The organism is Paraclostridium sordellii (assembly GCF_000953675.1).
Taxonomy (GTDB): Bacteria; Bacillota; Clostridia; order Peptostreptococcales; family Peptostreptococcaceae; genus Paraclostridium; species Paraclostridium sordellii.
Genome location: NZ_LN679998.1, coordinates 1,699,112 through 1,712,090, shown reverse-complemented (window position 1 = coordinate 1,712,090; position 12,979 = coordinate 1,699,112). Strand labels below are relative to the sequence as shown.

The 12,979-nt window shown below is 24.7% G+C and carries 16 protein-coding genes; 12 read left to right on the top strand and 4 right to left on the bottom strand.

Going from position 1 to position 12,979, the window contains the following annotated elements; all coding sequences use genetic code 11:
- Positions 1 to 2 precede the first annotated feature (2 nt).
- From ATCC9714_RS08290 to ATCC9714_RS08270, 5 genes are read left to right on the top strand one after another with little or no spacing between them, the layout of a single operon-like run.
- Complete coding sequence (locus ATCC9714_RS08290) at positions 3 to 1,208, top strand: BaiN/RdsA family NAD(P)/FAD-dependent oxidoreductase (RefSeq protein WP_057544999.1); 1,206 nt, start codon at positions 3 to 5, stop codon at positions 1,206 to 1,208.
- On the top strand, positions 1,209 to 1,574 hold the full coding sequence (aroH, locus tag ATCC9714_RS08285) for a chorismate mutase (RefSeq protein ID WP_077065677.1): 366 nt from the start codon (positions 1,209 to 1,211) through the stop codon (positions 1,572 to 1,574).
- Between the two features lie 11 nt (positions 1,575 to 1,585).
- Positions 1,586 to 2,233, top strand: a complete 648-nt coding sequence (cmk, locus tag ATCC9714_RS08280; RefSeq protein WP_057544998.1) for a (d)CMP kinase — start codon at positions 1,586 to 1,588, stop codon at positions 2,231 to 2,233.
- Positions 2,234 to 2,252: 19 nt separating this feature from the next.
- Positions 2,253 to 2,852: a lysophospholipid acyltransferase family protein gene (locus ATCC9714_RS08275; RefSeq protein WP_021126170.1), complete on the top strand. Its 600-nt coding sequence runs from the start codon at positions 2,253 to 2,255 to the stop codon at positions 2,850 to 2,852.
- Positions 2,853 to 2,864: 12 nt separating this feature from the next.
- Positions 2,865 to 3,704 carry a 4-hydroxy-3-methylbut-2-enyl diphosphate reductase gene (locus tag ATCC9714_RS08270; RefSeq protein ID WP_057544997.1) on the top strand — a complete coding sequence of 280 codons (840 nt, stop codon included), beginning with the start codon at positions 2,865 to 2,867 and terminating at the stop codon, positions 3,702 to 3,704.
- Between the two features lie 30 nt (positions 3,705 to 3,734).
- On the opposite strand, the gene ATCC9714_RS08265 is transcribed toward ATCC9714_RS08270, so the two are convergent.
- A complete protein-coding gene (locus ATCC9714_RS08265; protein ID WP_057544996.1) occupies positions 3,735 to 4,961 on the bottom strand; it encodes an aminopeptidase in 1,227 nt (408 codons plus the stop codon).
- A 436-nt stretch (positions 4,962 to 5,397) separates the two neighbouring features.
- Between ATCC9714_RS08265 and ATCC9714_RS08260 the strand changes: the two genes are divergently transcribed.
- Together ATCC9714_RS08260 and ATCC9714_RS08255 are read left to right on the top strand one after the other, a co-directional pair.
- Positions 5,398 to 6,354 (top strand): magnesium transporter CorA family protein, encoded by a 957-nt coding sequence (locus ATCC9714_RS08260; RefSeq protein ID WP_021129736.1) that lies wholly within the window; start codon positions 5,398 to 5,400, stop codon positions 6,352 to 6,354.
- 111 nt (positions 6,355 to 6,465) lie between these two features.
- Positions 6,466 to 7,287: an alpha/beta fold hydrolase gene (locus tag ATCC9714_RS08255; RefSeq protein WP_057544995.1), complete on the top strand. Its 822-nt coding sequence runs from the start codon at positions 6,466 to 6,468 to the stop codon at positions 7,285 to 7,287.
- A gap of 207 nt (positions 7,288 to 7,494) precedes the next feature.
- Here ATCC9714_RS08255 and ATCC9714_RS08250 read toward each other — a convergent pair whose 3' ends face one another.
- Both ATCC9714_RS08250 and ATCC9714_RS08245 read right to left on the bottom strand, forming a co-directional pair.
- Positions 7,495 to 8,610, bottom strand: coding sequence for a tyrosine-type recombinase/integrase (locus ATCC9714_RS08250; RefSeq protein WP_057544994.1), 1,116 nt, complete (start codon positions 8,608 to 8,610; stop codon positions 7,495 to 7,497).
- A 220-nt stretch (positions 8,611 to 8,830) separates the two neighbouring features.
- Positions 8,831 to 9,136: a DUF1540 domain-containing protein gene (locus tag ATCC9714_RS08245; RefSeq protein ID WP_054631420.1), complete on the bottom strand. Its 306-nt coding sequence runs from the start codon at positions 9,134 to 9,136 to the stop codon at positions 8,831 to 8,833.
- A gap of 163 nt (positions 9,137 to 9,299) precedes the next feature.
- Between ATCC9714_RS08245 and ATCC9714_RS08240 the strand changes: the two genes are divergently transcribed.
- The 3 genes from ATCC9714_RS08240 (at position 9,300) to trmB (ending at position 11,625) form a co-directional block, all read left to right on the top strand.
- Positions 9,300 to 10,394 (top strand): hypothetical protein, encoded by a 1,095-nt coding sequence (locus ATCC9714_RS08240; RefSeq protein WP_057544993.1) that lies wholly within the window; start codon positions 9,300 to 9,302, stop codon positions 10,392 to 10,394.
- A gap of 388 nt (positions 10,395 to 10,782) precedes the next feature.
- A complete protein-coding gene (locus ATCC9714_RS17720; RefSeq protein ID WP_021126185.1) occupies positions 10,783 to 10,911 on the top strand; it encodes a hypothetical protein in 129 nt (42 codons plus the stop codon).
- Between the two features lie 72 nt (positions 10,912 to 10,983).
- The gene (trmB, locus tag ATCC9714_RS08230; protein WP_057544992.1) at positions 10,984 to 11,625 is read left to right on the top strand and encodes a tRNA (guanosine(46)-N7)-methyltransferase TrmB; all 642 of its coding nucleotides are present in this window, start codon (positions 10,984 to 10,986) and stop codon (positions 11,623 to 11,625) included.
- 7 nt (positions 11,626 to 11,632) lie between these two features.
- Here the strand turns inward: trmB and ATCC9714_RS08225 are convergent, their stop codons facing one another.
- Positions 11,633 to 11,899 carry a hypothetical protein gene (locus ATCC9714_RS08225; protein WP_038293993.1) on the bottom strand — a complete coding sequence of 89 codons (267 nt, stop codon included), beginning with the start codon at positions 11,897 to 11,899 and terminating at the stop codon, positions 11,633 to 11,635.
- 182 nt (positions 11,900 to 12,081) lie between these two features.
- Between ATCC9714_RS08225 and ATCC9714_RS08220 the strand changes: the two genes are divergently transcribed.
- Together ATCC9714_RS08220 and ATCC9714_RS08215 are read left to right on the top strand one after the other, a co-directional pair.
- The gene (locus ATCC9714_RS08220; RefSeq protein ID WP_021129742.1) at positions 12,082 to 12,297 is read left to right on the top strand and encodes a hypothetical protein; all 216 of its coding nucleotides are present in this window, start codon (positions 12,082 to 12,084) and stop codon (positions 12,295 to 12,297) included.
- Positions 12,298 to 12,368: 71 nt separating this feature from the next.
- Positions 12,369 to 12,950, top strand: coding sequence for a hypothetical protein (locus tag ATCC9714_RS08215; protein WP_021126189.1), 582 nt, complete (start codon positions 12,369 to 12,371; stop codon positions 12,948 to 12,950).
- Positions 12,951 to 12,979: the final 29 nt, after the last annotated feature.

Genomic DNA, 12,979 nt, shown 5'->3' with positions numbered 1-12,979 from the left:
ATATGTCAAAAGTTATAGTTGTTGGAGGTGGTCCGGCTGGAATTATGGCTTCAATCTCAGCTTCAAAACAAAATGAAGTAATTCTTATAGAAAAAAATAATGAGATTGGAAAGAAGCTAAAACTCACAGGCGGTGGTAGATGTAATATAACAAATAACAGAAATATAGAAGATTTTTTTGATAAGGTTGTCAACAATAAAAAGTTCTTATATAGTTCATTTTATACATTTTCTAATCATGATTTATTAGAATATTTTAGTAAAAATAATTTAGAATATAAAGTTGAGTATGATGAAAAGGTATATACAAAGTCTGATAAAGCTGATGAGGTTATTGAAGTATTAAAAAATGATCTTCTAAAAAATAATGTAAAGATTTTTTATAATACTACAGTTGTAGACTTAATCATTGAGGATGATATAGTAAAAGGTGTTAAAACAAATAGTGGTAAAGATTTATACTGTGATAAAGTTATAGTTACTACTGGAGGCAAAAGTTACCCTGCAACTGGATCAGATGGATCTATGTTTAATATTTTAAAATCGCATGGACATACAATAAAACCTTTGTATCCAGCATTAATACCATTAGTTATAAAAGAGTCTTTTGTTAAAAATCTTCAAGGAGTAGCTATGAAAGATGTATTATTGACTACAAAGATTAAGAAAAAGAAAATTGAAACCCAAGGGGACATGATATTTACTCATTTTGGTATTTCAGGACCTGGAGTTTTAAAGTTTTCATCATATATAAATAAGGCATTAGATAATGGTAATGTAGAATTAAGTTTAGACTTTTTACCTAATATTTCTAAGGATGAAATTTCAAAGATAATAAGAGAAAATCCAAATAAGAATATATTAACAAATTTAAAAGGAATAGTACCTCAGAATTTTATAAAAGAAGTTTTAACTTTACTAAATTTAATTGATATAAAACCAAATGAACTAAAAAAAGAAGATGAATTAAAAATAATAGAATATATAAAAGATATGAAACTTACTATATCTGAAATGCTAACAATTAAAGCCGCTATGGTTACAAGTGGTGGTGTTAGTGTAAAAGAAATAAATGCATCAACTATGGAATCAAAATTAATTAAAAACTTATTCTTTGCTGGAGAAGTTATAGATGTAGATGCTGAAACTGGAGGGTATAATCTTCAGATAGCTTTTTCAACAGGATATTTAGCAGGAAGTGATTATTAAGTGAGAGTATTAGCAATTAGAGGTGCTACGACAGTAAGGGAAAACTCTAAAGAAGAAATCTTAAATGAGACAAAGATTATGGTAGAAAGTATAATACGAGAAAATAGTTTAGATATAGATGATATAATTAGTATGGTATTTACAATGACTAATGATTTAGATTGTATATATCCATCAGTAGCAGTTAGAGATATGTTAAATATTTGTGATACACCATTACTTAACTTTGAAGAGAAATATATAAAAGGAAGTTTAAGTAAATGTATCCGTGTAATGATAAATATAAATAGTAATAAAAATAAAAAAGAATTAAAACATATTTATTTAAATGAAGCAAAAAAATTAAGACCCGATATAAGTGAATAGGAGTGAATTAAATGAAAAATTTAGTAATAGCAGTAGATGGTCCAGCAGGTGCAGGAAAAAGTACTATAGCAAAAATTGTTGCTGATAAGTTAAATATAAATTATATAGATACAGGAGCTATGTATAGAGCTATAACTTATAAGGTTCTTACAAATAATATAGATATAAATGATGAAAATGCAATAGTTGAAGTAGCTAAAAATAGTGATATAGATTTTAAAGATAATAATATATACTTAGATGGAAAGATATTAAAAGAAGAAATAAGAACTCCTCAGGTAAGTCACAATGTATCTAATATAGCTCAAATAAAAGATGTAAGACATTTAATGGTTGATGTACAAAGAGATATAGGAAATAAAAGTTCTGTTATACTAGACGGAAGAGATATAGGATCGTATGTATTTCCAAATGCCGATTATAAATTTTATTTAGTTGCATCTCCAGAAGAAAGAGGAGAAAGAAGATACAAAGAACTTATAAACAAAGGATATGAAACTACTTTAGACGAAGTTATAAATGATGTAATTAGAAGAGATGAAATAGATTCTAATAGAGAATTTGCACCATTAGTTAAAGCTAAAGATGCAATTGAAATTGATACTACTGGAAAGAACATAGATAATGTAGTAGAATCGCTTATAAGTAAAATAAAGTAGTTGTCGAAGGGAGATTAATGTGAAATTTTATGATTTTGTAACAGGTGTCTTAAAGACATTCACAAAACTATTTTTTAAATTTGAAGTAATAGGTGGAGAAAATATACCTCATGAGGGAGCTATTATATTAGCTGCAAATCATAGATCAAATTTAGATCCAGTGTTTTTAGCAGCATGTATGCATAAAAATAGACCAATTAAAGCGGTTGCTAAAAAAGAATTGTTTAAGATAAAACCATTGGGATATATATTAAATAAACTAAATGTAATACCTGTAGATAGAAATAACCCAACAGCATCTACAATTAAAAATATATTAAAAGTTTTAAGAGCTAAGGAATGTTTAGGAGTGTTTCCTGAAGGAACTAGAAATAAAGGAACAGGATTTTTAGAAGCTAAGGCTGGATTAGGTATGTTTGCCATAAAAGGGAAAGCTTTAGTGGTACCAGTTTCAATAATAAGTTCTTATAAAATTTTTAATAAAGTAACTTTATATATAGATAAACCAATATCTTTTGAAGAGTATTATAAAGAGAAATTAAGTACAGAAGATTATCAAAGATTATCTCAAAATGTATTAGATTTAATAAAAGATAATTATCTTAAATATGATAAGTAAGGAGAACTTTAAATGGAAGTTAAGATAGCTAAAAACGCTGGATTTTGTTTTGGAGTTAAGAGAGCTATGAAAATGGCCTGGGATGAATTACAAGATAGCGAAGATGGAATTTATGCTCTTGGTCCACTTATACATAATAAGCAAGCCGTTTTAAAATATGAAGAAAATGGATTAAAAACAATAAACGAAGTTGATGATGTACCAGAATATAAGAGTATGATAATAAGAAGTCATGGAGTAGGTGAGAATGTATACAAAGATTCCCAAACAAAAAATCTAGATATAATAGACACTACTTGTCCATTTGTAAAAAAAATTCATGAGATTGCTAAGAATCATTACAAAAATGGATATAAAATAATTGTTATAGGAGATTCAAAGCATCCTGAGGTGATTGGCATAAATGGCTGGTGTAACAATGAAGCAATTATAATTAAAACTATTGAAGATTTAGAAAATATAGAATTTGATAAATCTAAAAAGTATTGTGTAGTATCTCAAACAACTATAAATGTTGATTTATATAATCAAATAATAGGAGAGTTATCAAATAGATTAGATGATGTATTATTTAATAATACGATATGTTCTGCAACTAAAGTACGTCAAGAATCTGCTAGAAAAATTTCTCAAGAAGTTGATATGATGATTGTTGTTGGAGGTAAACATAGTTCTAATACTCAAAAGCTTGTTCAAATTTGTAAAGAGTATGTACCTACTTTAGCAATTGAAACAGTCGATGAACTAACTGATGAAGATTTTAAAAATTTCAACAACATAGGATTAACAGCTGGTGCATCAACTCCTGATTGGATAATAAAAGAAGTTTTAAATTATTTAAAGTCTATATAAGAAAAATAGGTTACAATTGTAACCTATTTTTTATGCCCAATTTCCATTTTTAAAAATTCTAATTTCAATTCCATCTACAGTAATTCCTGTTATATTTAAATCATTAGAACCTATCATAAAATCTTCGTGAATTATACTATCATTTATACCATACTTATCCATATCTTCTTTAGATATAATATCTCCATCTTTGATACTTGTTTTATATGCAGAACCTAAAGCTAGATGGCAAGATGCATTTTCATCATATAAAGTAGAGTAATAAATTATTTCTGTATTAGATATAGGAGAGTTATTTTCAACTAATGCAACTTCTCCTAAATAACAAGAACCTTTATCTAATTCTAGAAGAGATTTTAAAGAATCATATCCAACTTTAGCATCATAATCTACAACTTTTCCATCTTTAAAAGTTAAAGTGAAATCATCAATTATTGTTCCGTTATATACAAATGGTTTGGTGTTAGATACTATACCATTTACTTTGTATTTATGAGGAAGTGTATATACTTCCTCTGTAGGTATATTAGCATTAAAAGCTATTTTATTTGGATCTTTACTAATACCCCCAGCCCATATGTGATTTTTAGGAAGTTCTATATGTAAATCAGTTTTATTAGATTTAAAATGAAGAGATTTAAAATTATTCTTATTTAAAAATTCAACTTTTTCATTAAGTTTATTATTATGTTTTTTCCAAGCTTCTATAGGATTTACTTGATCTGTTCTAGTACATTTAAAAATATAATCCCATAATTTTTCAATAGCTTCATTTTCATCTAATTCGTTAAATACTTTACACGCCCAAGCTTTACTGGGTACTGAAATAATAGTCCATCTAATTTTATCAGTTATAATAGCTTCCTTCCAAAATGGAACACTTTTATTATAAGATTTACTAACCTTTTGCATTCTTATAGGATCTACATCTTTAAATATAGTAGGATTAGATGAGTCTATATTTATGATACAAGCTCCTTGTTCTAATAAATATTTATACTTTTCAATTTTCCATTGAGGAAATTCATCGAATATATCTTCTGAAGCTTTTAGATATCTTATTAATGAAGTTTCTTCGTCATTCCATTCAATCTCAACATCTTTAGCTCCTAATTCATAAGCTATATCTACGATTTTTCTAGCAAAATCTTTACATTCTATAGGAGCTCTTAAAAGAAGAATTTGATTTTTTTGTAGGTTAGCTCCTATCTCAACTGCTAGTCGAGCATAATTATTTAATTTATTTTCAAAGTTCATAATAACCTCCATATTTTATTTGTTAATTAAATTATATAATAAATTTTTATGGTATAGGTAATTAATTGTAATTTTTATATTATATAGTAATTTATACTAGTTTTAATTTTTTATATGAGTCTATATTATATTAAAAGGTAGATTGGTTTACATAATTAAATTATAGTTAGGATTTTATAGGGTTTAAAATTAAAATTATGTTAAATAAGAAATAAATTGCGATTTAAGATATTAATATATATATTAATATAAATATATTAAATTGAATTTTAATAGGCTTAAAATCCACAATAAAAGCTTAAATTTTTAATATAACCAATACGAACAAGTGTTCTAGAGGATTAAAAATGGCATTTTATAACCTGATATATTTAATAGTGAATTAATTTGTATTTTTATATACATAATATACTTATAATACATTTGGAGTGATTTTATGCATATATTAAATTTAGATACTCAAATTTATTTGGACCACTTTCAAGATAATTTTTACAATAATAATAATTCCTACTTAATATTATCTACGCCTTATGAACTTAAGAAGTTACAGACTATTTTAGAAATTGATGATATTACTTTTAAAGATTGCTTAAATTTTGATGATAGTATAAAACTTGACTTATTTAATAACTATGATTTTTTAAGTCTTAATACATTTGAAGTTATAGATGGAGAAGCTGTTATAAAAGAAATAAATATATATTTAGCAGATAATTATATATTAGTAGTATCTGACAAAAACCACTATATATATAATTATGTAATAAAACTTATGACCGGAAACTTAGTTTTTGATAAAACTACATTTTTAGCATTGTTTAAAATAAACTATTTAATATTTAGGGAAATTATAGTAAATGAATTTGAGACATTAGAAAAAATAGAGGATATGATATTAGACATGGAAGACAAGATGTTAGAAGGGGTAGAGGATAAACACTTTCATGAAATTAGTCATATACGTAGCTTGACTAGAAATATAGTTAAAAATATCAGACCATTACTTTATATAGGAGATAGAATTTTAAAAGACAATATAAGGTATTTGACATACTCAAATATAAAAGAATACAATTTAGATAAATTACAAAGTATAGATTTCGGAATTGATAAGCTTTATAATTTTTCACTTTCAACAAGAGAATTAGCTGATAAGTTACTTGATATATATTCCTCTCAAGTGGCAGAAAAAACAAATAGCTTAATAACTAAATTAACTCTATTAACAGCGATTTCTGCGCCTTTAACAATAATAACAGGAATATATGGAATGAACTTTGATTTTATGCCAGAATTAAGGTGGCAGTATGGTTATCCATTAGCTTTAGGAGTTATGTTTTTAATAATTTTTATAAGTATTTTGATTTTTAAATTCAAAAAATTTTTATAGGCTTAAAGAAGTATATACAATTAACATACTCCTATTTTAATTTTAAAAACTTAATCATAAACTTAAATACTTTTGATATAATATCAATATTGATATTTATAGGAGGTAAGTATGTTTATAGAAACATTAGATATATTAAACTTACATGTAACACATTCGGGAAAAGGAATGAAGTGCTTATATATACATGGAGGACCAGGAGCTTGGAGTAAAGATTTTGAAGTGTTTTTCGGAGATTATTTGTCTGAAACATTAAGTATGTATTATTTAGATCAAAGAGGTTGTGGTAGATCAGAAGGAGATAAAGAATCAGATTATTCAATAGATGCTATTATTAATGATATAGAATGTATAAGAAAGAAGTTAGATATAGAAGAATTTATAATAATTGCACATTCGTTTGGAGGAGTTATAGCTACAGCATATACTAGAAAATATTCAAAATATGTTAAAGCTTTAATTCTTATAAATTGCACTCTTAATATGGAGGAAGCTCTTAAAAGTCAAATAAAACAAGGGTGTAAAATTTTAGGAATAGATAATATAGAATACAATAGAAATTTAAAAGAAAATTGGAGAAATATAGCTTTTAAACTTGTTGAAAATGATTTGTATTATAAATTACAATATACGGATTATAATAATTATATTAAAGTTAAAAATATAGATAAGGATATGCTAAATACATCTATGTCTGAACAATCATTTTCTAATGATAGTTATTTTTATGACTATACTAGTTTAAGTGAATATATCGACACTCCGACCTTAATTATAAGTGGAGAATATGATTTTGCTATAGGACCTGATCATTATAAAAGTTTTAAGTTTAAAAATAGTATAGTGAGAAATATAAAAGGAGCTCATAATCCGTATATAGAAAATCCTATAGAGCTAGAAGCTATTATAAAAGATTTTATTTTATCTTTATAAAAAGTATTTAAATAGTTTTTTAAAAATATATAGATTAGTTTACATAATTATATTATTTTAAACTGATTTATATATTTTAACTTGTATATAGCTAACAAGGGTTTTATGTAGATTATAAGAATTTTAATTACATATTAATACAAATATATGATGAATAAAAACAACACCTTTTAAAATTGATTTTAAAAGGTGTTGTTTTTTTCAACTTTAGCCTAAACTAAATAAAGATTCTGAAATTTTATCACTAGCTTCTTTATCCATTTCTTTTAATACATGAGCGTAAATATTAAGCGTAGTATTTATATTAGAGTGACCAACCCTTTCTGATATTACTCTAATAGGAACCTTCGAATTTATAAGTAGAGTTACATGTGAATGACGAAGGTCATGAAATCTTATATGATTTAAATTGTTTGCTTTTAGAAATTTATTGAATTTTTTACTTAAAACATCCTGAGCCATAGGTTTTTCATCCTTATCGAAAAATAATAAGTTTAATTCGTTTTTTAGTTTTCCTTGTAATTTCATTTCTATTTGTTCTTTTTTATAAATTTTAAGTTTATTTATGATTTCCTTAGGGGCAGATATAGTTCTTTCAGAACTTTCTGTTTTAGGATTTTTTAAAATAACTTGATGATTATTTCTAACGGTTATTTTATCTACGGTAATGGTATTGTTATTGAAATCTATGTTATCCCATGTAAGTCCTAAAATTTCTGATATTCTAAGCCCTAATCCGCTGGCTATAAAAATAGGTAATTCTAAAGAAGTTCCAATGCATTTTTTAAGAAGTTTTTGCATACTTTCTATATCATATATGTTATTTTTAAATTTTTTAGCTCTAGGTATTTCTACATATTCTACTATATTTTCTCTAATTAATTTTAATCTGTATGCTTTTTTTATAGCTAAGTTTAAAATATTTATATGTATTTTAAGAGTTTGAGGGCTAAGAATATCTACTAAATCATCGATATAATTTTGTATATGTATAGGTTTTAGATCTTCTAATTTATATTTTCCTAGCATAGGAATTATATATTTTTTACATATTCTTATATAACAATCATATGTAGTTATAGATATATTAACTTTATATTTTTGGATAAAATCCATTAAAAAATTTTCTAAAGTTAAGGCGTTTGGTAACAATAAATCATCAGTATATATACTATTTTTTACTTCGGTTAATCTCTTAGAAGCATCTCTTTTTTTATCATATGATCCCATATTTTTTTGTATTTTTTTCTTACTTTCTGGGTCTTTATATTCTAAATAAACTATATAGTTTTTACTTCTTTTCCTTATAAATGCAAAACTCATATCATTCCTCCAATAAACTACATTATAGTATTTATTGTAACATAAAACTAAAATAAAAAACATTTAAAGTTCTGACATAAGACTGACATAAATGCTAAATTATTACTTACAATCATTGAAAATACTAATTTTTAAAAATTAGACATAAAACTATATATTTTATGTCTATATAATTAGATAGAAGATACATGTTAAATATATCTCCTATCATTTTGTATACTTACTTAGCTACAAAACTACAACAATTGGTATTTTTATAGTTTTTAGCATCACTACCAGAGACGAATATATTATAGCAAGAACACTCTAAATTCTTATTATGGATACATTCAGATACATTACATACCACATGCTCACATTCACTTTCTATGCTACTTTCTAAATTTTTATGTACACTTATAAAAGATGTACAATGAACAGTTTTTAAATCTACTGGTTTTCTGCTATCAACTTTTATTGATCCACTATGACAATTTCCGTTTTTATTATAGCAACATGTTATTGCACTACAGTTTATTTTAGACATGAAAATATCACTCCTTATAAATTTAGTCTTTTTATTATTATGTACATAAATGAAATAAAAATTTGCTAAAATAAGTACTATTTTTAAGCTATATATAGTGTGTCATGTAATCTTATATATCCATATATTATAGTGTGACTAATATGAAAAGGAATGATAGGCATTGGAAAAAAAGCAGAGTAATTCATATATCAGTAGTAATTTAAAATTAGCACTATCTAGAAAATTTAATATTCATATATCTGAAATAACAAAAGATTTTTTAAAAACTTTAACAGAAATTGATTTGCCTGGAAGTAATATTAGAGATATAAAAGGGATAGAATATGCAACAAATGCCATCTATGTTAATTTAACACGAAATAATATTTATGATGCTTCACCCATAGAAAAATTAAAAAATCTAGAAGGTTTAGAATTAAACGAAAATAAAATAGAGGATATTAACTTTTTAAAAAATTTAAAGAAATTGAGAAGTGTAGGTCTGGAAAGTAATAATATAAAAGTTATTCCTAACTTAAGTAATCTCAAGAACTTAAACCTTATAAACCTAGATAATAATAAAATATTAGATATATCTAATTTAATTAATTCTAGTTTTGAATCTGCAACAATACTCGCAACTGATCAAAGTATTATTTTAGACCCAATAGAAGTTGAGTATGGAAAGACCATTTTATTTTCATCAAATATAAAATGGAGTGATAAAACGTATGTATTTTTAGATAATATTCAAATTAGTGGTAAATATGATAGAGTTTCTACTGATGAAAAACCTTCTTTTTTATATTCTATTTCAGAAGTAATTATAAATAATATTGAATCGGACTGTATAGTAACTATGGATTTTTATCATGAAGAATCATCTAAAGTTTTTAGCGGTACTATTATTCAACCTATTTATTTGAAAAAAAATATCAATGAAGATAAAAAAGATCAAAATAAAGATTTCAATAAAGATTTAAATTTTTCATGTATATATGGAAGTATTTCCTTAAGTGATGGTTTAAATAATAATATATGCAAAGATAAGTTTGAAAATAAAATAATAACTCTTATATATGAGAATGGAAAGACTATCTATACATCTACAAATAAAAGTGGGCAATATAAATTTGATAGTGTACCTATGGGTAAATACACTTTGCTATTTCCTGTTCTTACAGAGTATGTTTATATAACAGATAGCATTCATGTATTAAATATAAAAAATAAAGATAAATATTGTATAAATTCAGTTGTAGAGGTTATAAAATAAGTATAGTGATAATTGATTATCACTATACTTATTTTATTTGCTAATTTTATAAAATTAACAAAATAACATATATTTTGAAAAAATGTTAAAAATTTAAAGAAAAAAGTTTGATTATATACTGTATAAGGGTATATAATATATATAAATTTGTTTTTATATAAATTTATTATACATTATATAAAGAAAGGAAGTATTTAATATGAAAGTAACAGTTGCAGATACTGCTGTAAGTACTTTAAAAGATATTTTATCTGATAACCAAGATAGACCTAAAAACATAAGAGTTTATTTTGCAGGTGTAGGATGAGGCGGTCCATCATTTGGACTTGCTCTGGATGAGCAAAACGGAGATGACTTAACATATGAAGTTGAAGGATTAAACTTTGTAATGAGTAAGGAAGATTATACTAACTATGGAGATATAGTTATAGAAGATACTGGATATGGATTTAGAGTTGCACCTGAAAACCAAGCTGATGGTGGTTGCGGCGGAGGATGCTCAGGCTGCGGTCATTAATAATTATTAAAGAGCATTGGATACCCAATGCTCTTTAATTTTGTATAAATTAAAATAATGAGGAGTTAATCAATGAGAAGACGTAAGAAAAAAGGCGCAGATTTAAAATTATTAAGTTTTGAAAACTTGGTTCTAAAAGGGGATGAAATTGATTTTAAAGGAAATTGGAATGAAAAATTTCAAAATGATAATCCCATTCATGTAGAATTTGGAACAGGAAGAGGTAAATTTTTAACTACGCTTGCAAAGCAAAATCCCAATATAAACTACATAGCAATGGAAATGAAAGAAGAGGTTTTATTAAAAGCAGTAGAAAAAGCAGTAGAAAATGAACTTAATAATATCTTATTTATATGGGGAGATGTAAATAATATTCTTGATTACTTTGATAAAGGTGAGTTATCAAGAGTTTATATAAATTTTTGCGATCCTTGGCCTAAAAAAAGATGGTACAAGAGAAGATTAACTTATAGAGGATTTCTTGAGAATTACAAAAAGTTATTGAAGGATGATGGGGAAATACATTTTAAAACAGATAATGAAAAGTTATTTGAATTTAGTTTAAATGAATTTTCTGAAGCTAATTTAAAATTAAAAAATATAACCCTTGATTTAGCTAATAGTGATTATGAAGGTAATGTGACAACTGAATATGAAGATAAATTCATGTCATATGGTATGAAGATTTATAGATTAGAAGGATTAAAAATATAAAATGGAGTTAAAAAACTCCATTTTTTCTTTTTATACAATAAAGCCCGAATAAAATTACTACTATATATAAAAAATATAATATCATTCTTATACTTTGAATTGCAGTTCCAGAGAATTGAGCATCTGGTAATAAAGCTAATATAGCTGATATAGAAATAAGTAATGGATTTATAACTATTTGTTTATCACTTCTTAAAATCATAATTTTTCCTACCCAAATAAAAGATAATATGAAAAATAATATTTTAAGTATGATTTCAACAGTATTAAACATAATCATGCTCCCTTTTTCGTTGAATATATGTAATTAATAACATATAAAAAGTATACACAAAAGATTAAACTTTAACAAGTGTATTTTTCCTGTATATATAGGTTCAATTTATCAAAGTAGGTATTATTTAAACCTTTTATAAGTATAATATAAATAAAATTATAAATATTAAGGAGTCAGATATGTGTATAAATTCATATAGGCCACAAAACAATAGTTTAGAAGTAGAAAATCTATCTACAGAAGAATTAAATTTATTAAAATCAATTTATTCCTCTATAGAAGGTAATAATACAGAGGATTTAAAGGAACTTACTAAAAGATTGATAGATAAGCAAGACACAGATAATGGAGAAAAAATAAAATTTCTAGAAGAAGCGTTAAATAACTTTAATTAAAAATTAATATTTTTATCACTAAAAGCATATTATCTTTATATAAGTAAGATATTTATTACGGGGGAACTATTATGGATAAAGCATTTTTAAATTGGTACACTCAGTCACTAGGGGGAATTATAGGCTTAATTGCTTGCATGATGGCATACTTAAATGGTGATATGGCTGTTTATGGCAATATATTTCATAAGTTAGATGAAATTGGGATAGGTGGATTTTTAGCTAGTTATACATTAATTCCACTTTGTATAATCATTACTTTATTAGGAGCCATTGAATCATATAAGAAAAATATGAAACTAGAGAAGCTTAATAAAAATTTAGTTTTTGTTACTATATTAATTGGATTTTTAGGATCTAAATTATTTTTTATAATTCCATCTTTATTTATTTTATTTCAATTTTATAGTAATTACTCAAATTTAAAAAAAGATACTATAGAGATGAAGGATACTTTATTAAAAGTAGCTGATAAACGTTTAAGTGATTCTACACAAATATATAAAGATAAAAAAATAAGTAAAAGTTTAGAAAAAACAAAGAATGAAATGGCTTTAGATTTATTACTTAAAGGTGCTGATAAACTTTTTATATCAGAGTTGACAGGTCTAAGTTTAAAGGAAATAGAAGAGTTAGAGCATAGATTGAAATAAATTAAGTGTTACTTTTTTACAAAAGTAAC